The organism is Ligilactobacillus sp. RTP31139st1_D10_RTP31139_211217 (assembly GCF_040226755.1).
Classification (GTDB): Bacteria; Bacillota; Bacilli; order Lactobacillales; family Lactobacillaceae; genus Ligilactobacillus; species Ligilactobacillus animalis.
Genome location: NZ_JBCOAR010000009.1, coordinates 20,924 through 44,241 on the forward strand (window position 1 = coordinate 20,924; position 23,318 = coordinate 44,241).

Annotated in this window: 19 protein-coding genes, 1 tRNA gene and 3 pseudogenes; 4 read left to right on the plus strand and 19 right to left on the minus strand. The window is 41.8% G+C overall.

What is annotated here, in order from left to right; translation table 11 throughout:
• On the minus strand, positions 1-849 hold the full coding sequence (locus ABT996_RS06595) for a zinc ribbon domain-containing protein (protein WP_035447666.1): 849 nt from the start codon (positions 847-849) through the stop codon (positions 1-3).
• Positions 850-1,200: 351 nt separating this feature from the next.
• On the opposite strand from ABT996_RS06595, the gene abc-f reads away from it, so the two are divergent.
• Entirely contained in the window at positions 1,201-2,580 is a 1,380-nt protein-coding gene (gene abc-f / locus ABT996_RS06600) for a ribosomal protection-like ABC-F family protein (protein WP_081797072.1), read from the plus strand.
• Between the two features lie 172 nt (positions 2,581-2,752).
• On the opposite strand, the pseudogene ABT996_RS06605 reads toward abc-f, so the two are convergent.
• Together ABT996_RS06605 and ABT996_RS06610 are read right to left on the minus strand one after the other, a co-directional pair.
• Positions 2,753-3,845, minus strand: a pseudogene (locus ABT996_RS06605) (RNA-guided endonuclease InsQ/TnpB family protein).
• Between the two features lie 19 nt (positions 3,846-3,864).
• A pseudogene (locus ABT996_RS06610) lies at positions 3,865-4,500 on the minus strand (IS607 family transposase).
• A gap of 89 nt (positions 4,501-4,589) precedes the next feature.
• Between ABT996_RS06610 and ABT996_RS06615 the strand changes: the two are divergent.
• Positions 4,590-4,679 carry a P-loop NTPase family protein gene (locus tag ABT996_RS06615; protein ID WP_080634446.1) on the plus strand — a complete coding sequence of 30 codons (90 nt, stop codon included), beginning with the start codon at positions 4,590-4,592 and terminating at the stop codon, positions 4,677-4,679.
• A 64-nt stretch (positions 4,680-4,743) separates the two neighbouring features.
• Here ABT996_RS06615 and ABT996_RS06620 read toward each other — a convergent pair whose 3' ends face one another.
• Positions 4,744-5,934 carry an MFS transporter gene (locus ABT996_RS06620; protein WP_081797082.1) on the minus strand — a complete coding sequence of 397 codons (1,191 nt, stop codon included), beginning with the start codon at positions 5,932-5,934 and terminating at the stop codon, positions 4,744-4,746.
• A gap of 151 nt (positions 5,935-6,085) precedes the next feature.
• On the opposite strand from ABT996_RS06620, the gene ABT996_RS06625 reads away from it, so the two are divergent.
• Positions 6,086-6,466 (plus strand): VOC family protein, encoded by a 381-nt coding sequence (locus ABT996_RS06625; RefSeq protein ID WP_035448526.1) that lies wholly within the window; start codon positions 6,086-6,088, stop codon positions 6,464-6,466.
• Between the two features lie 56 nt (positions 6,467-6,522).
• On the opposite strand, the gene ABT996_RS06630 is transcribed toward ABT996_RS06625, so the two are convergent.
• From ABT996_RS06630 to ABT996_RS06650, 5 genes are all read right to left on the minus strand, one after another.
• Positions 6,523-9,015, minus strand: coding sequence for an ATP-dependent Clp protease ATP-binding subunit (locus ABT996_RS06630; RefSeq protein WP_035448528.1), 2,493 nt, complete (start codon positions 9,013-9,015; stop codon positions 6,523-6,525).
• A gap of 18 nt (positions 9,016-9,033) precedes the next feature.
• Positions 9,034-9,504 (minus strand): CtsR family transcriptional regulator, encoded by a 471-nt coding sequence (locus tag ABT996_RS06635; RefSeq protein WP_010688220.1) that lies wholly within the window; start codon positions 9,502-9,504, stop codon positions 9,034-9,036.
• Positions 9,505-9,615: 111 nt separating this feature from the next.
• The gene (locus tag ABT996_RS06640) at positions 9,616-9,999 is read right to left on the minus strand and encodes a hypothetical protein (protein ID WP_035448688.1); all 384 of its coding nucleotides are present in this window, start codon (positions 9,997-9,999) and stop codon (positions 9,616-9,618) included.
• Between the two features lie 133 nt (positions 10,000-10,132).
• Positions 10,133-10,206 (minus strand) — tRNA-Pro (locus tag ABT996_RS06645).
• Between the two features lie 49 nt (positions 10,207-10,255).
• Positions 10,256-11,236 (minus strand): Gfo/Idh/MocA family protein, encoded by a 981-nt coding sequence (locus tag ABT996_RS06650; RefSeq protein ID WP_180978434.1) that lies wholly within the window; start codon positions 11,234-11,236, stop codon positions 10,256-10,258.
• Positions 11,237-11,348: 112 nt separating this feature from the next.
• Between ABT996_RS06650 and pnuC the strand changes: the two genes are divergently transcribed.
• Positions 11,349-12,059 carry a nicotinamide riboside transporter PnuC gene (pnuC, locus tag ABT996_RS06655; RefSeq protein ID WP_035448531.1) on the plus strand — a complete coding sequence of 237 codons (711 nt, stop codon included), beginning with the start codon at positions 11,349-11,351 and terminating at the stop codon, positions 12,057-12,059.
• Between the two features lie 117 nt (positions 12,060-12,176).
• Here the strand turns inward: pnuC and ABT996_RS06660 are convergent, their stop codons facing one another.
• From ABT996_RS06660 to ABT996_RS06705, 10 genes and pseudogenes are all read right to left on the minus strand, one after another.
• Positions 12,177-13,265: a hypothetical protein gene (locus tag ABT996_RS06660; protein WP_035448533.1), complete on the minus strand. Its 1,089-nt coding sequence runs from the start codon at positions 13,263-13,265 to the stop codon at positions 12,177-12,179.
• Positions 13,266-13,376: 111 nt separating this feature from the next.
• Positions 13,377-13,853 carry a nucleoside 2-deoxyribosyltransferase gene (locus tag ABT996_RS06665; protein ID WP_010688224.1) on the minus strand — a complete coding sequence of 159 codons (477 nt, stop codon included), beginning with the start codon at positions 13,851-13,853 and terminating at the stop codon, positions 13,377-13,379.
• Between the two features lie 67 nt (positions 13,854-13,920).
• The gene (locus ABT996_RS06670) at positions 13,921-14,463 is read right to left on the minus strand and encodes a hypothetical protein (RefSeq protein WP_035448535.1); all 543 of its coding nucleotides are present in this window, start codon (positions 14,461-14,463) and stop codon (positions 13,921-13,923) included.
• 15 nt (positions 14,464-14,478) lie between these two features.
• Positions 14,479-15,204: a DUF805 domain-containing protein gene (locus ABT996_RS06675; RefSeq protein ID WP_035448537.1), complete on the minus strand. Its 726-nt coding sequence runs from the start codon at positions 15,202-15,204 to the stop codon at positions 14,479-14,481.
• A 141-nt stretch (positions 15,205-15,345) separates the two neighbouring features.
• Positions 15,346-16,104, minus strand: a pseudogene (locus tag ABT996_RS06680) (nuclear transport factor 2 family protein).
• Between the two features lie 61 nt (positions 16,105-16,165).
• A complete protein-coding gene (locus ABT996_RS06685; protein WP_035448538.1) occupies positions 16,166-17,323 on the minus strand; it encodes an MFS transporter in 1,158 nt (385 codons plus the stop codon).
• Between the two features lie 126 nt (positions 17,324-17,449).
• The gene (glmS, locus tag ABT996_RS06690; protein WP_035448540.1) at positions 17,450-19,267 is read right to left on the minus strand and encodes a glutamine--fructose-6-phosphate transaminase (isomerizing); all 1,818 of its coding nucleotides are present in this window, start codon (positions 19,265-19,267) and stop codon (positions 17,450-17,452) included.
• A gap of 194 nt (positions 19,268-19,461) precedes the next feature.
• Complete coding sequence (locus ABT996_RS06695) at positions 19,462-19,947, minus strand: DUF2798 domain-containing protein (RefSeq protein ID WP_035448542.1); 486 nt, start codon at positions 19,945-19,947, stop codon at positions 19,462-19,464.
• 128 nt (positions 19,948-20,075) lie between these two features.
• Positions 20,076-20,744, minus strand: a complete 669-nt coding sequence (locus tag ABT996_RS06700; protein WP_010688232.1) for a fructose-6-phosphate aldolase — start codon at positions 20,742-20,744, stop codon at positions 20,076-20,078.
• 15 nt (positions 20,745-20,759) lie between these two features.
• Positions 20,760-23,216 carry a glycyl radical protein gene (locus ABT996_RS06705; RefSeq protein WP_035448544.1) on the minus strand — a complete coding sequence of 819 codons (2,457 nt, stop codon included), beginning with the start codon at positions 23,214-23,216 and terminating at the stop codon, positions 20,760-20,762.
• Positions 23,217-23,318: the final 102 nt, after the last annotated feature.

The window sequence follows — 23,318 nt, forward strand, 5'->3', positions numbered from 1 at the left end:
CTAGTCTTGATTATCTGTTTGATTCTTTGTCGGCACTTGATGTTGTTGCAATGGTTGTTGCTGATTTTGCATTGGTTGTTGTGGTGCTTGTGGTTGTTGTGGCATTTGTGGTTGTTGCCCATAATTTTGTTGATATGGTTGTTGATAGTATGTCTTTTTATCAGTTACTAGTAAATAAACATTATAACCTGGTACTAAAACTAACCATGGATTTTCACCTAAGTAAATAATTCTTCTAACCGCTGCTGATAGGTTACTTAATAATAGAGGAATATTAATTAGTGAAAGTAAGATATATAATAAGTCGCCCATCATATCATAACTAGTATAGAAGATGCTATATTCTGTCACAGATACTATCATGCTAATAATGATCCATACGATCACATTAAAGCCTGTAATAGCCAATGTGTTCCACCAATAAACTGCTTTCCGACTTTCTGGCGTTTTAAAATCAATGATATTAACCATCGTATACTTTAAGCTGTCAATAAAGTTCAATTCTGGCTGTGGTCCTGCTTGACCTGGAATTTGATTTTTCAACTGCTTCATTGACATTCTTAGTTTTGGCATTGGTTGTTGATATTGCCCCGTTGGTGGTACTTGTTGTTGGTATGGTTGTTGCCCTGTTGGTGGTACTTGTTGTTGATACCCTTGTTGCATGTTTGGTTGTTGTGGTGCTTGTTGGTAGCTTTGAGGATTTGGTTGGACCGGTGGAGTTTGTGGTTGTTGGTTCACCGGTTGTCCTTGATTACTTGGTGCTACATTTTGGGTAGCACCACATTGGGGACAAAATTTCGCCCCTGCTTCTAACTGTTGACCACAGTTTGAACAAAATTTATTTTCCATAAAAAACACTCCCTATAACATTTATATACAGATAGATCCATATAAGCACATTATAGAAAAGGAATAGTGCAGTTTATATTGCACTATTACGTGTCTTTTTACTTGAAACTTTATCACAAAATTTCGGTTGACAGTGCACAACTAACCTGCTATTCTAGTTCGCAGATCAAATTGAACGGAGACGTCGCCATTGAAATTCTAAATTCTGCACAACAAACAAGTTTAACAACTCTGGGAACAAACAGAGTCAGTTTCACTTGGGTAGAATTTAGGGTTCTAGGCTGATGCAGGATGACTCAGTCTGCCCTTGTGCAGGCTTTTTTGTTCCTCAAAAATTGGAGGAATGCCTTTATGTCGAATATCTCGATCAAAAATCTTACTTTTGCTTATCCCGGCCAAGCGGCTCTTTTTGACAACGCCAATTTTGAACTGGATACTTCTTGGCGTTTAGGTCTTTTAGGGCGCAACGGGCACGGTAAGACTACCTTATTCAAATTACTACAAAATAAACTTTCTTATACGGGTACGATCAATGTTTCCGTGCCCCTAGCGTATTTCCCACAACCTTTAGGCGATCAAACACAACTGGCGCTCTACTGTCTGCAAGAGACGGGGAACTTCTTAGAATGGGAACTAAAACGTGAGCTCAAATTATTTGGGATCAGTGAAGATCTCTTGTGGCAACCATTTAACACGCTCAGCGGTGGGGAACAGACCAAATTGATGTTATGTGCGCTCTTTTGTCAAGCTGACCACTTTTTCTTGCTCGATGAACCGACAAATCACCTCGATCTAGCAGGGCGTCAGGAATTAGTGGCTTACCTAAAACAGAAAAAACAGTGCTTTATCGTCACGAGCCATGATCGTACCTTCTTAAAACAAACGATCGACCATACCTGGGTCATCGAAAGAAGTCAATTGCGCTTAGAAAATGGTGATCTTGCATCATATGAAATGCAAAAGAAACGCTGGGATAGCCATGATATCCAGCAAAATGAAAAAACACGCCACGAACTAAAACGGCTCAAGCAAGCTGCTTTGACTAAAGAAAATTGGGCAGCGCAAGCAGAAAGACAAAAGCAAAATAATTCGCACGCTGACAAGGGCTTTATCGGTCGGCGTGCTGCCAAGGTGATGAAACGCGCTACCTCGTTGAAGGCGCGTGCCGAAGAGCAGATCAAACAAAAAGAGAGCCAACTTAAAAACCTCGAAGTCAGTGAACCACTCAGCTTAAATTACCAGCCGACCCACAAACAAATTTTAGTGGAAGCCAAGAACTTCACGCTTGCCTACGACCAACAGCTATTTTCACCTTTGAATTTTGAGGTCAAAGCCGGTGAGATCGTGGTCCTAAAGGGTAATAACGGCAGTGGCAAATCCAGTCTCTTCCAAGCTCTTTTGGGAAGCACAAATGCAACTGCGAGTGGTGAGCTGTCACTAAACACCCAAAATATCAGTGTCGTGCGCCAAGATTTCAGCGCCAACCGGGGAACGCTCAAAGAGTTTACGCAAAAACGCGACCTCGACTACACGCTCTTGTTGACACTTTTGAAAAAACTTAGCTTTGAGCGCCACACCTTTGATGTTTTACTCGAAAATATGAGCTTAGGCCAACAAAAAAAGGTCGAATTAGTGGCTTCACTTGCTACCCCAGCCGAGTTGTATCTGTGGGACGAACCCCTAAACTACTTGGATACCTATAACCAAGACCAGCTGCTATATAAAATGTAGAACAATATAGAAGTTTAAGTACATTCTTCTACATTGTTAGAAAGAATTATATAGTTTTTCCTTTCCTAATTTTATTTACTGCCGTCAACATTAGTATTCCCATATCCTAACGAGAGGGTAATGACAGTGACTAACTCTTACAGTTTAAGGGTGTAGCCCACCCCTGTATTTTTTATATCAGTGCTAATAAATTCAATACTGCGTTTTCATCTCTATCCATAATATTTCCGCATTCATAACAGATATATTCGTTGTGCTTAGTTCCATATTTTAAGTTGCCATTAAGCCCAACTTTTTCTTCACCAGTTTTAACATAACCGCAGTTAGAACAGCGTTGTGTGCTTGGATAGTATTTATCAGCGATAAGCAAATCTTTACCATACCAATCGCACTTATAGCTCAATATCTGTCTGAAATAACCAAACATTGAACGCTGTAGCCCTTTGGAAGCAACATGAGTCATCTGCATTTCTTTAACCGCCAAGTCTTCAATTACGATCTTGTCGTATTCTTCAACTAATTGAGTTGTAAACTTCTGCATAATATCCTTTGCGATAATCACGTTGCAACTTGGCTCTCGTCTTAACATAATTATTACTTTTAGTAGCTCGTTTCCCATTTACAACACTCTTTCTAGCCAACATACGTTGATAATATTTGATACGCTTATACAATCGTTTCAGATTATCTGGCAATGTATTAATTTTGCCTTCCGTATAGTTGATATGCCCAACATTGACATCGACCGCTGTTACACGGTTAGTTTTAACTTTGTTTGCCACTTCGATCTCAAAAGGTAAACTTGCCCGATATTTACCATTTTCACGGTAAATTGAAACAACTTTTAATTCACCAGTTAACAACTTAGCGCCACTCATGCGAATGTCATACCAATTCTTAATTCCATGTGGTTTATCCAAGCGCAACTTACCCTTAATAATCTTGGCACGGTCAGTTTTAAAACCCTGTCTAGTGGCTTTCTTTGATTTAAAACGTGGTTTACCCCAATCAACTTGTGCCTTATCAAAAAAGTTCTTCCACGCTTTAGATAAATCTTCGATCGCCAACTGTAAACAACGTGCAGATAGTCGGTATTGCCAATCCTCTTTATTTGCAACCACTTCATCACGAACCTTGTATTGTGTTGGTTTTAACTTTTTATCTTCTAAAATCAATGATTCTTCATACATATCATTCCATAAAGCCAAACCAGCATTCCAGCAATATCTGCGATAATCACACAAGTCATCTAAGACTTTCTGCATGGTTTTATTTGGATAAAGTCTAACTTTTTGGGTCCTTAACACCATTATTTTCACCACCTTTCAAAGATCTGTCGTTTTCTAGTTTATGCTTATATTTACGTAAACCATATAAACGACAGGAAAATGCGTGTACAATACTCACCATATCATCAATCATTTCTTGCGTTGGACTAGTTTCAACATTATTCAATACCACAATCTTAGTATTGTGTATTTTACATAATCGTTCAAACCACTCATAACCAAAACGAATAAATCTATCTTTATAAGTAATGTAAATCGTATCAATCTGATTATTCATTACTTCTTCTAGCAATTTATTCCACTTTTTTCGATTGTAGTTAAGCCCACTGCCAACATCAGTAATTGTTTCATCTAAAACAACGCCTTTAGCGTTAACGTATTGCCTAATAAAGTCAATTTGATTTTTTAAATCATCTCTTTGACTATTTGTTGATACTCTAGCATAGGCGACTACTTTGCGCTTGTTGGACTCTGATTTACCAATATAGTTTAAATATTGTTCTTCAGTATAATATCTTCGATTGGTGGGAGTCCGATATGCTTTTAACACACCTTTACTATCCTAAATTTGCAAAGTTCTGACTGTAACACCTAAACGTTCAGCCATTTCTTTCGGTTTTAACATTGTCATGATAACCACTCACATTTTTACTTCTTTCCATGGTTTGTTATAACACATTATTCTATGTTTTTGGTAACAGTTAACCACTCCTGGCTTTATTGCAAGAAACCAAGCCTGCCCTTTTAGTGATCGAACACGATCAAAATTTCATCGATCAGATCGCTGATACGGTCGTCGAACTAAAATAATCCCTCTATAACTACAATGGTGCTGTAAGCTAGAAAAGTTCTAACTTACAACGCCATTTTTTTACTATATATCCAATTCAGCACTGATTTGTTTTGAGATCACCACACCTAGTGTCAATAACCCTAACAAAGCAGCACTACCTAACAGAACGCTACCGATCCCCCACAGAGATATCAAGTAGGGAAAGCCCAAGAGTCCTATCGGTTGCGTCGCATTCAACAGTGCATGGTAGCTATTTGAGACCGTCGCCACCGTCTCTTTGCTTACTTTTGTCTGCAAAATGAGCCGGGTCGAAATGTTATACAGTGGGATCGCAAAGCCCAACAACACGATCCCTCCATAGACCGACCATCTCGCTGGAGCGCCGATCAGACCAAAGGCTAACGGCACCAAGACTAAAGCCCAAATGATATATTCATGGGTCTTTAGTCGGACATCAACTACACGATAGAACAACGATCCCAGTAAAAAACCACTGACAAACAGCGTGTTGCACAGCCCCAGTAATTTCAAATCATGGAAAACATTATTGGCTAATTCGGCAAAATACACGCTTTGAGGTGCTAAAACGATATTAAAGATCAAGGCGATGTAAAAAATTGGAGCTAAATAGTAATTCTCTCCCAATAATCGCTTAACGACCTTGACCCCGTTCCACAAACTAACTGGTGGCTCGCTTAGCGTTTCTGCAGAAGGTTTGGTTTCAACTTTCAATGCAAAAAATAACACCAGACCTACTAAATATAGGCTCAAATCGATCGCTAAAAAGACACCCAAGCTGACAAAACCTATCGCTACCGTCACGACTGAACCGGAAAACAAATTTGCGCTTGTGACAGCTGTACTCAGTGAAGCATTCAACTTACTCAACTCAGAACGTTCAAAAAGCACCACCAAAAGCTTGGTCAAACATGGATAGTAGTAACTGCTGGCGATTTCATAAAAGAGCGCCCACATGACGAGCCACCAAAAATGTTTGATCTCTAAAATAACACTACTTGTCATGATCAACATGAAAAGCGCTGTCCAGCCCATTGAAGATAAAAGCGTTCGTTTCAGATCCTTAGAGCGATCGACTTGACCACCAATGTATGTTGCCAGTAAGACCCGTGGCACAAATAAGCAAAAAGAATACAGTCCCACATAATTAGCTGACACGAACCACTTAGTGATCAGTGTCAGCAATGCGATATTGGACATTCCCCCACCAAAACTCAAAATAAATTGCGTTAGTAAAATAATTCGACGATCCATTAAGCACACCCGACTTTCCCCTTAGTGTTGCACTTAATTATAGTTTTCCCCAGCTAAATTACAACTCAATGAATATAGCTAAAAACTTGACTGGCAACTCTATCCATCAGATATACTTAGAATATTATAGTATCGAAAGAGATGAAACTAAATGAAGATCGAACATATTTCCATTTGGGTAAGGGACTTAGAAAAGATGAAAGAATTCTATGAAACTTATTTTGCGGGAACTAGTACTGAACTTTATCATAATAAAAAAACGGGGTTTCACTCGTATTTTATCAACTTTGATTCGGGTAGTCGTCTAGAATTGATGTCAAAACAGCACCTCAGCCCACGAGTCGCCGATAGTCTTGGATATACGCACATTGCACTATCCGTCGGTACTAAAGCCGATGTGGATGCCTACGTTGAAAAATTCTTAGCCGCCGGTTTCCCACTTTTGAATGGTCCACGCACAACTGGTGATGGCTACTATGAAGCTGTCATTCAAGATCCTGAAGGGAATTTACTTGAACTTACAACTGATTAACAAAAAAAGCATTTCGCCACTCTCATAATGATATTGGCAAAATGCTTTTTTAGCTCTTAATTATTCACTTTTTCTTTTGCTGTTTCAACTTTTGGATCTTTGACGTTCAAAGTGATCTTGCCCTTCTTAGCTCCGATCGTGACGGTCGAACCGGTGACGATCTTGCCTTCTAATAAGGCTTCACTCAAGCGGTCTTCGATCTCATTTTGCAAGGCACGTCTGATCGGACGAGCCCCGTATTCTGGATCGAATCCAGCTTTAGCTACCACATCGATCGCAGCTGGCGTGATCTTCAAGTTCACATTGCGTTCAGCTACCCGTGCGATAATATCTTTAGCCATCAACTTCACGATCTGGTGCAACTCATCTTTTTCAAGTGAGTGGAAGATGACGATCTCATCGATCCGGTTCAAGAATTCAGGTCTAAAGCTCTTCTTGAGCGATTCTCTGATCTTAGCTGACATTGCAGCGTAGTCATCGACCACATTACCGGCGCCAAACCCAACGGATTTTTCGTCCCGCAAGGCTGTTGCCCCTAAGTTAGAGGTCATGATGATGATCGTATTTCTAAAGTTAACTTTGCGGCCCTTAGAATCGGTCAAATAACCATCATCTAAAACTTGCAATAAGATGTTGAACACATCTGGGTGGGCTTTTTCCACTTCATCGAGCAAGACGACTGAATATGGCTTATTGCGGACCTTTTCGGATAATTGCCCACCTTCATCATAGCCGACATATCCTGGAGGAGCACCGACTAAACGACTAGTGGAGTATTTTTCCATATACTCACTCATGTCGACCCGGATCATCGCATCTTCTGAGCCAAACATTGCTTCAGCCAAGGCTTTAGCTAACTCAGTTTTCCCGACACCAGTAGGTCCTAAGAACATAAATGAACCGATCGGACGGGTCGGGTCGCTCAAACCACTGCGCGAACGGCGAATAGCTTTAGCAATCGAACTGATAGCCTCATCTTGGCCGACCACACGCTGGTGCAAGATCTTCTCTAAGCCGACCAGCCGTTGACTTTCAGTCTTCGTCAATTGGGTAACGGGCACGCCAGTCCATTCTGAAACGACAGCGGCCACATCTTCTTGGGTCACCACAGCTTTAAACTCGCCTTTAGCTTCTTCTTCGGCTTGTTTAGCTGTGAGTTTTTCAACTTTTTCTTTTAATTTCAACACTTCTTTGCGCAATTTAGCCGCGTCATCGAAGTTTTCGTGTAAGATCTCTTCATCATAGCTATCACTAACTTCTTTTAGCTTAGCTTTGGCTTTAGATAACTGACTGCTCTTTTCAGCACTCATGATCCGCAACCGCGCTGCTGCTTCGTCCATCAGATCGATCGCCTTATCTGGCAAGAAGCGCTTCGTGATATAGCGCGAACTCAATTTGACGGCTGCATCTAAAGCATCATCATCGATCTTGACTTTATGGTGCTTTTCATAGCGGGAACGGACACCTTTCAAGATCTCAAGGGTCGCTTGTTGGTCAGGTTCATCGACCATGACTGTCGCAAAGCGCCGTTCTAACGCAGGATCAGATTCAACGTATTTTTGATATTCATCTAATGTCGTCGCTCCGATGACTTGCACTTCACCCCGCGCTAGAGCAGGTTTTAAGATATTGGAGGCATCGATCGCACCTTCAGCCCCACCAGCACCGATCAAAGTATGCATCTCATCGATAAACAAGATCACATTGCCATCACGGTAGACTTCTTCTAAGATCTTCTTTAGACGGTCTTCGAATTCGCCTCGGTATTTGGTACCAGCTACAAGCGAGCCCATATCGAGCATCATCAAGCGTTTCTTCGCCAAATTCTCAGGGACATCCCCGTTGACGATCGCTTGGGCTAAGCCTTCTGCGACCGCTGTCTTACCCACACCAGGTTCGCCTAGTAATACTGGATTGTTTTTCGTCCGGCGACTTAAAACTTGGATCACACGCTTGACTTCACTGGTGCGCCCGATAACGGGATCGGTGTCTTCATTTTGTGCGATCGCCGTCATATCACGGGCTAAACCATCTAGCGTTTCTGTCTTAGAACGTTTTTGCGCTTCACTGGCTTGCTTAGCTAAACGTTGACGTTGGCGGTCAGTCATGCCCAATTGGCGCAACAACAACTGCCGCAACCGCCGAGTATCGACTTGTAAACTGTACAAGATCCGCGAAGATAAAATATTTTCATCATTTAATAGTGCCAATAATAAATGTTCGGTCCCGATCTTAGACGAACCCATCATCATCGCTTGGCGCAAGGCATCATTTAAGACAGCCTTGGATTTTGGTGAATATGGTAAATAACTATCTGGTGCTTGACGGCGCAAAGTCCCATACCCTGCGAGCCGCTCGATCTCTTCTTTGATATCGACACTACTTACGAGGTTTTGCCTTAAAACTTGACCGGCAACACCATTTTCCTCCAAAACAAGGGCTAACAATAAATGTTCGGTCCCGATCGCTTGGTGCTTGAAGTAGTTAGCTTGTTCTTGTGCAAGTAACAAGACTTGGTTAGCACTCGGTGTGTAAGATGTTGAATCCATAAGATCCCCTTCTTTCTATTATTGATCAGCACAACGCAGACGATTTAAAATGCGATTCAAGATCTTGGCACGGATCGCCTCTTCTAACTCATTGTCGGATAGTGCTAGCGTGCTTTTCTCGATCGCAGTCGCTACTAAATGTGCTTCTTTATGTGTCAATAGCTCATTTTCATAGAGCGTTTGAATGATCTGAAATGCCTTGGTCTCGCTGATACTGGTCCCAACGTACTCGATCAATTCATCTAAAATATCCGGGTCACTGATCAAATCGACCTTGGCGATCCGAATATACCCACCTCCGCCCCGCTTACTCTCGACTAAATAGCCATTTTGCAAAGTAAAACGCGTCTTGATCACGTAATTGATCTGCGAAGGTACGCAGTCAAATTGGTCTGCGACTTCAGAACGTTTGATCTCAACTTGGGAAGCTTCAGCAAGAATACTCTTTAAATATCGTTCGATTATATCGGAAATATTGCGATTTTGCATAAAACTATCCTCAATCTGTTTGACTAACTTTGACTATAATTATAAACGTTATCCACCATGGTTGGCAATGAATTAGTGCTAATTTCTAGGGCTGATGATTTAAAATTTCCTTTATTTATCTGCCGTGAAGATCACTGCCCACACAACATGTTTAGCTGGGCAAAAATATACGAACTGAGCGCCCGTTCCTTTAGCCTGGTCAACTGAGATCGCTTGATCAGCATATTTAGCGGTCGGGCTAGTCGGATCTCTTTCCCATTTAGCATACTGTGTCTTCGTCCCCGTAAACCTTTTTTCCTTGGTGTAACCTCTTTGCTCGTACGGCGCCAATAGCTCAGCCGTGATCTGGTCGAGCTCTTCTTTAGTATCGGCTTTAGTATAATGCTTAGCCGAACTACTGTGACTAGTTGTTGACGAAACCACTTTATCTTTGACCGAGCTCGCTTTTTTAGCAGGCACGACTGCCACCGTGACACCGTTTTTGCCCCACGTCACGTGATAGCTACACCCACTGACCCCGAGGACAAAAGCCCCGATTAGCAAAAGACAAACTGAGCGCTTTATTATGATTCCCCCTTTGAAACAAAAAGAGCCGTCCTGTATAGGTACGACTCTAACTAGTAATTGATCGGGATGACAGGATTTGAACCTGCGACCCCCACGTCCCGAACGTGGTGCTCTACCAAACTGAGCTACATCCCGAGAACAACTACTATTATAATACTAGTTTGTTAAATGTAAAAGGAAAATCTTATTTTTCTTCGGGATACACTAGACCCCAATCTCTTCTAAGCTCGGTCATGATCTCCATCACATCGGTCGAATAATCTAAGTGCATCACATTTTGGCCCCCAGAAACGGCTTGTTCCATATCAGTCACCTCATAGAACAAGGCATCTGCAGTTGCTCCACTTTCGATCACCTCTTGGCCACCATCAGCGGTATAAGTGATCGTTGCTTTTTGGCCCCGCGGATACTCATAGATCTCGATATATCCCTTATCAAAAGCGACCATCCCGCGTTTTGGTTGCTTAGCGTGCAACGTCAAAGCCAGTGTCGCCATTTCACTCGCTTCATTTTGCAATAAGATACCCGCTTGCTCGTCGACACCGCTGGGAGCTAATTTGACTTGGGATGCAACTTTATCGGGTTTTTGCGACATGAACCAGCGCGCAAAGGACAAAGCGTAGACCCCGATATCTAACAAAGCTCCTCCTGCCAACTCTGGGTTAAAGAAGCGATTGGTCATATCATAGTCTTTGTAGCTCCCAAAGTTCAACTGTAGCATGCGCAATTCACCCAAACGACCGCTTGCGATCACTTCGGCTAATTCTTTATAGATCGGCATATGGTACAACGTCATCGCTTCAGCCAAGATCACATTATTTTTTTCTGCCAGTTGCTTAGCTTCTGTCAGTTCAGCTGCATTCAATGTGATCGATTTTTCACAGAGCACATGTTTGCCCGCAGCTAAAGCTTGACGTAAATATTTGATGTGAGTGTTGTGTGGGGTCGAAATATAGATGATATCGACTTCAGGATCACTGAAGATGTCTTCGATCTGATCATAGACCTTAGTGACCCCATATTTTTTGGCAAAATCAACTGCCTTACTGTGTGTTCGATTAGCCACACCATATAAAGTACGCCCGTGAGCTGCCATGGCTTGTGCTAATTCATTTGCGATCACACCACAGCCTAAAGTTGCCCAATTATAATTTTTCAAAAAAATCCCTCCAGACTAATATTGCTACCTCGATCTTAGCAAAAACTTTCCCCCAAGACAAAGAACGTGAATTATCAACGTGATTGTTTTATCATATTCTTAAAGGAAGGTGATCACTATGACAAACACTTGGCTTTATAAGCAATTATTTACCAATTGGAAGAAATTTGAAGTTACCTATGTCAGCATTTTGATCTTGATCCAACTAGCCGTCTTTTGGATCGTCCCCGATAGCTTGATCGGTATGATCTCGGGGGTCACAGGTACGTTATCACTGGTTTACGGGATGAAAGGACGCAAGATTGCCTTTATCTTTGGGACGATCCAGTGTCTAGCCATGACTTATGTCGCTTGGATCAGTCATGCCTATGGTTCATTTGCAATGGACATCTTCTATGTCATCTCGCAACCCATCGGCTGGTTCATGTGGGGCCACGACCAAGCAACGCATCGTTTTTCGCCTGCTAGTCGCAAAAAACTCTTTGTTGGGGCTTTTGTCGCTTGGCTCATCGGCTGGTGGATCTTAGCTTTGTTACATGGACAACTACCGTATTTTGATTCGATCAATTTTGTCGTCAGTTTCATCGCTCAACTACTCTACATCTTGAAATACCAAGAAAACTGGTCGCTTTGGATCGTGGTCAATCTTGCCAATATCCTCTACTGGTCGATCCTAAGCATCCAAGTCATGACCGGTGCCACTGATATCGGCTCTTTAGGTGCCTATCTCTCCCAAGTTGCCTTGCAAGCAGCCCTGCTCTTTAACTCGATCTATGCAACTAAAGTCTGGGCCAGTGGTGAAGCCGACAATGAAGGTGGAACTAAGTAAGGTGAGTGATCTTTTGTTCAATATTTGCTGTTCTATAATAGGCACGCTTGCAGCTATCACAACTACTGTAGTTAAAATCCAATGATATACAAAATAGGGCTAACTATCTAGTTAGCCCTATTCTGTATATTTTGTTGATTCTAGCTTGACGATCTCGCCATTTTGGAGCTGCAGTTCAAGCCCATTTTCAGCATACGGAGACTCAGCTTCAAAGCGCAGGCGGTAATTTCCATCCGGCAAGCCAACATAAGAAAGTTCTCGCAAACTATCAGTATTAAAAGCATATGGATCTTGAGTTGCGATATCAACATAGTAGTAATATAGCCCCTCTTTGACAAATTGTGGGATATCCAAATTATAGTAACCACCCAAAGGCAATTTTTTTTGCTGATTTTTAGCGATCACAGCCGCTACTTTTTGGAACTTAGGATCAGTTTCTTCAAAGGGATACATGCAAACTCCGATATTAGTGATCTTTTCTTTGGGAAACAGTGTTTTAAACTGCTGTTTGATCTGTTTCAATTCTACTTTAACAGCTGGCTGTTGTTGGGCTGCACTTTCTTTTAGCGCCACTAAGCTTTCGGTAGAACGCTGATATCGACTATCTAATTCGCCTTTTCGCAATGCTTTAGTCCCGATATCGATCTGCTCTAGCTCGGACGGCTTGAAATTTACCCACAGCTTTTTTTGATAAGTTTTTCCAGGCTCTAATTTTTCGGTATAGGTGTAACTACCATAATATCCGCTTCCAGCCTCGGTCCGATCTCTACCGACTTTGGTAACCTTGATATCGCCCATAAAGCCAGCTTGGTGATATTTTTGCGTCAATTCTTTTTGTAACGGCACGATCAAGGAGTTTTCTTGGCGTAAGACCGTATATTTTCCCAGTTGGATACCACCGGCGATGCCGACGATAAATATAATGATCCAACTTAACAGTAACTTGGCCACTTTAGTATTCCAGGTACGATAAGCCGTTTTGTCAACAGCAACCTTCTCTATTTTACGCATTTGGAGCAATAAGCCGATCAACAACCCCAGCATACAAATAACACCTAGGGGGATCAGGAATATGAGGAAAAAGATCAAGATCGGTTCTTGGGCACATAGATACGCAAATACCGTCCCACCGATCGTATAAAGTCCCAAAAAAAGATTAACTTGGCGCAATAAATTTTTCTGGTGCCACTTTACCTCATCTTTCATACAAATCTCCTTTTTACTCTTATTTAACCATATCTAGAGGCCTTTTCCTAAAAATTGAGCTTGTTTTGTCCAAATAAAAACCACCCTGAAAACAGAGTGGTCATTGTTATTCTAATATACTGCCCCTTCATAGAAGTTGTAGTATGGTTTATTGAAATCAAAATCAGCTAGCTCAGAGACTTTGATGACTGTATCAGCAACGCCCCAACTCATCAAGTTGATTGGCTTGCCGTAATCTTCATCGGGGATCACCAACACGATATATTTGCCTAACCCTTTGGCTAAGCCTAACTCGACCCCACAACCGATGTCTTCTTCATCCGGTAGATAAGTACATAAGAAGATATCTGAACTCTTGATCCCGACACAGTCCCCATTGAACGTTGCCGTTTGCCATTCTTTATCTTCTAGTAATTCAGGATGTTCATCCACGCGTAAACCTTTATATTGATGCGCCAAAGGAACATAACTGTCCGCATCATTTATCGTCTTGTTTTTCTTGATCGCTGCCATTACTTGTTCATAGGCTGCGTTTTGCTTTGGTGTAAACCACCCAGCTGCAAAATATACTGTCTTTGTCATCCGCATTCGCCATCCTTTTAAAAATATGCACCTTTTATTATGAACTTTCTAGCTAAATATAACAAATTGTGCACTAATTTCCATAGCGTTCATACGCACATTCGACTTGGTAACCTTGCCTTTGGGCTTCTGTAAGCGACATTGGCGTCCCACCACCATGGCGTTGTAAACCACGGCAATTAGGATCTAAGTGATAGCGTCCAGGAATGCTGGCATTAACATAGACCGTTTGAGTGTTTTGCACTGGATCTGGCGCTTGATAAGCGTAAGTCACTGGTGTTTCACCTTGTTCAGGTCGTGGATCGATCACTTCACTTGAACTCGTCGCTACACTTGGAGTTTCACTAGCTGAACTTTGGGTTGCTGTAGCCGTTTCAACGCTTGAACTACTTACATGACTAGCACTACTACTTGAGCTAGTTTCACTTGAGCTTTCAGAAGTCGAACTCATTGAACTTGTAAAACTTGAACTAGCAACTTTATGCTCACTTTTAGCTGGATATTTGTGATGAGACTGTCCTAGAGCACTCAACTCAGAGATCCCAAAAACTAATAATGCGATAAATACAAGTACTACTGTTATCCCTGCAAAAATCTTATTGTTGTTATTTTTCACCGTTAAACCTCATCTCTAATAATCATCATCATCATCGTTACTGTTATAGTATAATTCGGTGCTTTCCATATCATCATCGGTCGTACTGTTGCTATTAGCTAGCCCCCACAGCAATGAAGTCCCAAGTAGCCCTAGACAGAGTACGATCACCGGAACTAGGCCTTTGATACCATAAATTTTTTTACCAAATTGACTTTGTTTTTCTTGGCGATAGCGATTATTTTCCATAGCGGTAGGCTGGCACATAAATACTAGTACGATAATGTTTCCGACTGGGATAAATTGCAATAAGACCCAAGCCCCATCCATGCCGATATCATGCAAACGTCGAACAGTGGCCGAAAGATTTAATAAAAATAGTGCAATAATTGCTGTGACGGCAACAAAAATAATAAAATTCACAAGTGCTTGGGCGATCCTATATTGACCAATACCATTAAAGTATCTGAGTGCAATATTACAAGCCCAAAGTCCGATAAATACAGCCAGCGTCAACAATGCCATTCCTAGGACACCATACCAATAATCAGCCCGGCTCATACATTTACCATACCGGAAAATATCTTTTAACATCAATTTAGTTGAACTTAACAGACCCGCTACTGGTTGTGAAGTTAGTTCAATTTCTTTAACATCCTCCACCGCATCTGCTTTTTGTTCAACTGGGATCAACTCTTTGCCACACTTGATACAAAACTTACTGTCATCGGGATTTTCTGTCCCGCACAATCTACAAAACACGTTATCTTATCCTTTACAAAAAAATAATTCTATATAAGCAATACAAATAAATATCTTATCATAAAGTTAAGTCCCTTTAAACTTTCCTAAATAAAAATAGACGCCTAGTAACCACTAGACATCTATTACCTGCAAATATATTTAAAATTTGCCTGAATTAGTTAATTCTGTTTTAGCCGGGATCGGTTCAGTGACCGCATAACGTTCAACGATTTTTCCAGCTTGTAAACGGAAAATGTCAAAAACAGCGTAAGCTCTAGAATTGATCAATGCTTGGGAATAGGCCACAACGTAATTACCATGTCCGATAACCTTAAAAATAAAATCATATTCAACGTTATTTTCTTGCAAATATTCTTGATAAGCACTACTTCCGTCGGCGATCTCATGTTGATGCGAAATAATATCATCAGCTACATATTCCGAAAATTTTTCTGTAGCATGGTTCTGCAATACTTCGACTAAAAATAAGCGGACTCGCTTTTTATTTTCTTCTGTCTTATCTAGGTCCTCAAAATCCTCGCTCCCAAAAACTTGATCATGTTTACCGCCGTCCTTATAAGCTTCGATCACATCCCAATGCTCCACTATTCGCTCACTTTCATCAGCACGAAAGATATCAGCTGTGACCCATTTAGCAGCACCATCATTTAGATTTTGCTAAACTTGCATGAAGACATAGTTACCATCACTAAAACTTCGGACAACTTGGATATCACGCTTCGGATTACGCTTAAAAAAATCAGTAAAAAATTGAGCAAATCCTTCTTTACCGTCAGAGACACCGGTACTGTGTTGCGTATAGGTCTCCCCCATGTACTGTGTTAATACCTCTGTGATCTCTCCGTCACGAATACCACGTAAATATAGGTTATGGGCATTTTCTAATTTTTTATCCATAATTTTCACCTCGAGAACAATTTAACACACCATATCTATTGTGTTCAACCAAAAATCCAGTTCAATGGTTCCAACGCTGCCAAAAAGCCCATCCCACTGTAGCCAACAACCCCAACAAAGCACCAACACCCCAAGCTAAGGCTAAGCCAAAGTGATCCGCTAAAAATCCATTCAAGGCTAGAGCTACTGTCGTCACCAATGCTTCTAAAGTATTATTGCCCGACACCCAAGTCGTTCGGAGATCATCGGTTATCTTTTCATGCAATAGCTTAGTTTGCAAGACCTCAGTCGACTCACATAGCGCTACATGCAACCACATGAAAGCTAAAGCTAGATAATAACTACTATAGATAAGGAGCCATACACTCAAACAAAGTGCGACCACATGTGCCAAGAAAAGCTGTTCGGTCTTCCAAGAAAGTTTTGCGCTCCAGTTAAAGGCAAAAGCACCCAACATCCCCGCTAAATTGATTCCCACTAAGATCAGCCCCGTCTTGATCTCAGGTCCACGCTGAAAGTAAAGCTGCCACTGATTATAAGGTCCGACCGTTATGAATGTCAGTGGTAAAAATAAGATCAAGGTCTCAAGTAATGGTCGCTTTTTTTGCCAAATCTGACGCTCAAATGTAAAGCGGAGTGGCTCAGGTGGTTTAGGTGCTGTATCAAAGCGCACTAAACTCAAAGAAACAAGCCCAACTACGTACAGGATCACCGCCCCACTGATAAGTGGTAAGCGCAATTCGATATTCCCTAATTGATCCGCCTCCAGATAACCGCCTACAAAACTCACCAAACTGACTAACATATAGTTATGTGAAAATAACTTTCCTTGATCAAGCTCTGAATTCTTAGTCCGTTCGACGATCCAGGAAGTCAACGTCCCTGAATACAACGAATCACCAAGTGCTGTCAAAATAGCACTCAAAATCAAAACCACTAGATGTTTATCAAATATTGCCAAGAGCAAAAGTCCACTTCCACGAAAAAGCGCACTCCAAAAGGTCATTTTTAAGGCACCAAATTTATCCGCTAAAAAGCCTGACGGGATCTCAGCTACACAAGTCACCAACCAAAAAAGGGCTAAAAATAAATTGATCTGACCATAACTATAACCGACTTGTTGCATGTAAAGATAGATCGTCCCTGTCCACAAGCTCAAGCCTAAAGCATAAAGCCCCGATAGACCTTGATAACTCAAAACAGCGTATTTATTTTGCATATAAATATCCCCTAAAATATATTTCCCACTAACTTTCACCCCGTCCATAAGTTAAGCCTAATACTTAAAAAACACAACAAAAAAGCCTGCTCCTAAACATGAACAGACTTTGACCAGATCAAAATTTTATTCAACAGTCACGCTCTTAGCCAAGTTACGTGGCTTATCCACATCGTAACCACGTTGTAAACTTACATAGTAAGCCAACAATTGTGTTGGTACGACTGAAACAAGTGGTGATAACAATGGATCAACTTCTGGTAAGATGATCTGATCACCTTCAGCAGCTACATCACGGCTGGAGATGAATAAGACATTTGCACCACGCGCGATAACTTCTTGCGCATTGCTTCGTGTATGCGCAGCTGTCTTAGGATCGGTGATGATCGCTACGACTGGTGTGCCTTCTTCGATCAAGGCGATCGTGCCGTGCTTTAATTCACCCGAAGCAAAACCTTCAGTTTGAACATAAGAAACTTCTTTTAACTTCAAAGCAGCTTCTTGCGCTAACGCATAGTCAACACCACGGCCGATATAGAACGCATTGCGTGTTGTCGCAAACATATCTTGAGCGACCTTTTCAATGTCACCTTTTTCATCAACTAATTCTTGCATCCCGTTAGCAACTTTCGTCAATTCAACCGCAACATCAAAGTCCTTAGCAGCCTTGATGTCCTTAGCTTCACCGTAAGCTTTGACCAAGATTGCCTCTAAAGCGATCTGAGCGGTGTAAGCTTTAGTTGAAGCAACAGCGATCTCAGGACCAGCGTGTAACAATAAAGTATAAGTTGCTTCACGTGAAAGCGTTGAGTTAGCCACGTTTGTGATCGTCAAACTTGGATAACCCCATTCATTAACTTGAGTCAACACTTGGCGACTATCAGCGGTTTCCCCACTTTGTGTCAAGAAGATGAAGAATGGTTTTTCAGACAACAATGGTGGGTTGTAAGCAAATTCAGAGGCCACATGAATTTCAGTTGGAATATGAACTAATTTTTCAAACAATTCTTTCCCGACTAAACCAGCATGGTAACTTGTCCCAGCGGCCACGATGTATAACCGATCTGCCTTGGATAAAGCATCCAATAGTTCTTGATCGATCTTAACTGAGCCGTCTTCATTAAAGTATTCTTGGATCAAAGTGCGCATCACGCCTGGTTGTTCGTCGATCTCTTTTAACATGTAGTATGGATAAGCACCTTTTTTAGCGGCTTGTGGATCCATATCGATATGGAATGGTTCACGTTCGACAGCATTGCCAGCTGGATCCATGATCTGGATCTTATCTGGTTCAACTACCACGACTTCACCATCCATCAATTCGATGAAATCATGCGTTTGTTCAAGCATTGCAGTGGCATCAGAACAAACAACGTTGAAGCCATCGCCCACACCAAGTAACAATGGGCTCTTGTTTTTAGCTACAAATAACTTGCTTGGTTGGTCTTTATCCATCAACAAGAATGAGTAAGATGAGCTTTCATCAACTAAGCCCAAGACTTTGCGGAAAGCAGCCAAAGTATCCATACCTTCATCAGCAAACTTACCGATCAATTGCACGATGATCTCTGTATCTGTGTCACTCTTTAATTCAACATCAGCCAAGTATTCATCACGCAATTGACTAAAGTTACCGATCACACCGTTATGAACTAAGAAGAAACGTCCATCGGCTGAAACGTGGGGATGAGCATTCTTAACACTTGGGACCCCGTGTGTTGCCCAACGTGTATGCCCGATCCCAGTCGAACCCTTGACTTCTGGTCCAACTAAAGCACGGAGATCAGCGATCCGGCCTTTTTCCTTAACTAAAAAGCCATCACCTTGTTGGTCATTTACATAGATACCGGCTGAGTCATAGCCACGGTATTCTAATTGTTGTAATCCATCTAATAAAATATCTGTTGCATTTTCATTGCCTGTTACGCCAACGATACCACACATAATTCAATACCTCGCATTTTAAAATTGGTATATACCTTAATTATTATTTTCAAATCTCATAGAAGTTAGTTACATCAAGTAACAAGACTAAATATAGCGCAACAAAATTCTTCTGTCAACCAATATATATTTAAATTGGTATACCAAAAAATATAGATATCAAACCCAAAATATATGCTATTTCCTAATAGAAACTATTCAAAGGTCTCTTTTTTCAAATGATAGCGGTATAAAACTTGGCGTGCGATCGGTTGGGCGATAATTGCTTCAACGAGAAAAGCTATGCTAAAATTGCGAGGCCATTTACCAAAAAATTCACTCACTGGGGCCCAATGGATCGCCCCTTCACCGATCCAAGCTCCGATCAAAGTTATGAAAAACGACATCAAAAAGACGTTGCATAATATATTGATCGTGATCTGTGACCGAAAACTGTCTTTTGGATGCACGATCAAGTCCTTGAGCTTGCCGGATGGTTTTTGTGTCAAAATAACTAAGCTCACCACTGCTAGCCAGATAAATGGTAATACTCTTAACGTATTTTGCCAGACTTCAAAGCTAAAGCCTAACTCAAACATGCTGATCAAAGGAGTGATCAAGTTCACTGAGATCAACGACACGATCAACAAAAATAAAACAAATTCCCGGTGATTTCGGGGTAAGCGCATGTAAAAATCCATAAAAAACTTTCTCTCTTAGATAAAAAAATAAGGGTCCAGCAAAACTAATTAGTTCTGCTGGACCCTTATACGCGAAAACTTCATCTGTTATTTTAACAAACCTTTTGGAGATGCGCTAATGTTTTTTCCTATATTCCCGCGCGTTTCTGGCTCGTCTTCCAATCGATGGCAAAATCAGATACTGCTTTAGCGATCGCAGGATCAGCTAAACTGGCGGCATAGATATCACTGCCTGCAGTCACGGCTTGAGCACCTGCCCCCAGTGCTTTAGTCACTTGGCTGGCATTTTTAAAACTAGCCGCTAAGATCTTGCCCTTTTGCGTGCTTTTTTCCCGCGCACTGGCTAACTGTGCGATCAGTGCCACCGGATCAGTATCTAAATTCTCCATGCGATTGTAATACGGGGCTAAATAATCGGCTCCGGCTTCCAACGCTAAAAGTCCTTGCATCGTCGTATAGATCGCAGTTGCAGTGACCTTAAAGTCCGCTTGCTTTAGCTGTTTGATCGCTACTAAGCCTTCTTGGGTGACCGGGATCTTGATATAGAGGTTGCCTCCAAGTTCTGCTTGCAATTTCTTAGCTTCCGCAACCATCCCTGCAGTGTCCTTAGCTACAACTTGGACATGTAGGCTCGGTTGCGGGCCGATGAGCTCACGAACTTTTTTCAAATGTTCAAAAAAATCCAACTCTCCTTCACGTTTAATGATGGTCGGATTAGAAGTCACCCCTGCTAGGGGCAAGATCTGCGCCCATTTTTTTATCTCCGCTAGATTTACTGTATCTAACATAAATTCCATTTGTCGGCCTTCTTTCTATAATGCATGTTCAGTTCGGGCAATGATATCATCTTGCGTTGCCTTAGATAAAACATTGAAAAAGGCGGAATATCCCGCCACTCTGACGATCAGATCACGGTGCTCTTCGGGATGCTTTTGGGCATCGAGCAAGGTTTCTTTTGAGACCACATTGTACTGGATATGGTATCCATGTAACCGATTGAAAAATGTCCGCAATAATGCGATCAACTTCTGCTTGTCCTCTTCTTTAGCCAAAGTCTGGGGGTTGACTTTTTGATTCAACAGCACGCCCCCAACGATCTCATGCGTTGGTAATTTAGCGATCGATTTCAAAACCGAAGTCGGACCTTTTTGATCCATATTATGTGATGGTGAACACCCTTCCGCTAAAGGCGTCCCTGCATGGCGGCCATCCGGTGTCGCCAAAGTGCCACGCCCTTGCCCGACATTAGCCGAGATCGAAGACGTTCCTGAATACCGAATACCACCGATCGGACCCCGTCCATAGCGCGTATTAGGATATTTAGCGATCTCTTCGATATATACATCATAGGCAGCCGTCACTAATTTGTCAGCATAATCATCGTCATTACCATACTTAGGCGCTTCATTGATCAACATCTGCCGGATCCTTTCACCCTCTTCACCAGCATAATCAGTCTGCAACGCATGCCACAACTCTGCTGGTGTCAAACGTTCTTCGCTAAAGACCAACTTTTTGACTGCCGCTAGTGAATCAGCTAGATTAGCGATCCCTACTTGAAGCCCTGAGATATAGTCATAGACTGCGCCCCCTTCTTTTAGATGCTTGCCCCGCCCGATACAATCATCAGTCAAAGCCGAGCACAAAATATCTGGCACTTCCCTTTCAAGACTTAGATCGATCGCATTTTCGACGATCACACTCATCTTAGTCAAATAGCGCAAGGTCTCATCAAAGGCAGTGGTCAATTCTTCAAATGACTGCATCTCAGGAAAATATCCATAGTTTGGAGTGAAGCGCTTACCAGAAACTGGGTCGATCCCCCCATTCATCGCGATCAACAGGACTTTAGGAAAATTCATATAACTCATCCCAGTGCAACGATAGCCCCATTTTCCAGGAACAGCGGTCTCGACACAGCCGATTGCACTGTAATCATACGCATCTTCCACGCTGACACCTTTTTGGATAAAGGATGGGATAATGATCTCATCGTTGTTGAAAGCCGGCATCCCAAAGCCAAGTTTCATCACTTCGATCGCTTCATTCATAAATTCTGGATCTAACCCGGCATGATAGCGGACCGTCAAATTAGGCTGTGGCAGGTGTGTTTGAGCAACTGATCTGAGCACCATAAATGACAACGGATTGACAGCATCTTCTTTTTGGCGTGTCTGCCCACCGATCGTCACATTTTGATAGAGCGGACTTCCTGCCGAAGAAAAAGTATGGGCTTGGCTTCGAACCTTATTGATCGTCAACGTCTTGATCCACAAATTGGTCAAGCGCTCAACGATCGAAGCTTCAGTCTCGCGCCCTGCCTCAAGATCAGCTTTAACATAAGGATACATGTATTGATCAAATCTTCCATATGATAACGAATGACCATTCGATTCGATCTGAAGGATACATTGGATAAACCAAACCGCTTGGATCGCTTGCGCAAATGTTTGGGCTGGTTCATAGGGAACAGTTTCACAGATCGCTGCGATCTCTAACAACTCTGCTTTCCGAGCAGCCGACGCATCTTTGGCTTGTTTGCGCGCTAGATCAGCAAAACGTTGGGCATAATTTTTGACTGCCGAGATCGTGATCAAGATCGCATCATAAAAATGATATTTATCAATGTTTTCCGGTACCGTCAGATCAAGTTTGGCCTTAGCTTGCTTGGTTTTTTCTTCAAAGCCACGCAGACCCTCAGTTAGTAATTTTTGATAATTGACCGCTAAATGCGCATCGCCCGAGTTCATCTTACCTTCCATCCCAAAGAAGCCCGTTTCCATATAAACTTGAACTTCTTGGGGTAACATGGTCCCCGCTCGCGCCCGTAACGTATTATCCTCCCAGAAAGGCGCAAGCGCACGCAACTGCTCTTTAGTCTCTTCAGTGATATAAAAAACATCCCCATCACGTTTTTCGAACAGATCAAGTTCAGCTAAAACAAACTCCAAAGTGTACTCAGGAAATATCGGAGCATCCTTATCACTAGAAGCTTGATTACCCACGATCATAGTCTCATCATCGATATAGATCGACATGTTCTCTAAAATATTTTGGAGCATATAAGCTCTTTTCAAAACATTTGGCTTAGCTTGATGTTTTTGGTAGCTTTCTGTCACCAAAAGTGCTCGTTGTGCATCAATATACGGCTTTTTATCTAAAACTTTATTGCGATATTTATACATTCGCGGTGTTAAATAACCAAAGTGCTTTTGCGAATTTTGTTGTGTCTCATTGGTGTATTTTTGGGTAAGTAGTTCAAGTGTCATCTTTCGCGCCTCCCTTTCGTTTGAAAATCATAAACTTTCTTTCGTAATAAACATAGCATGTTATTAGAAAAAATACAAATGTTTTCCCTATTTTAGACGTAA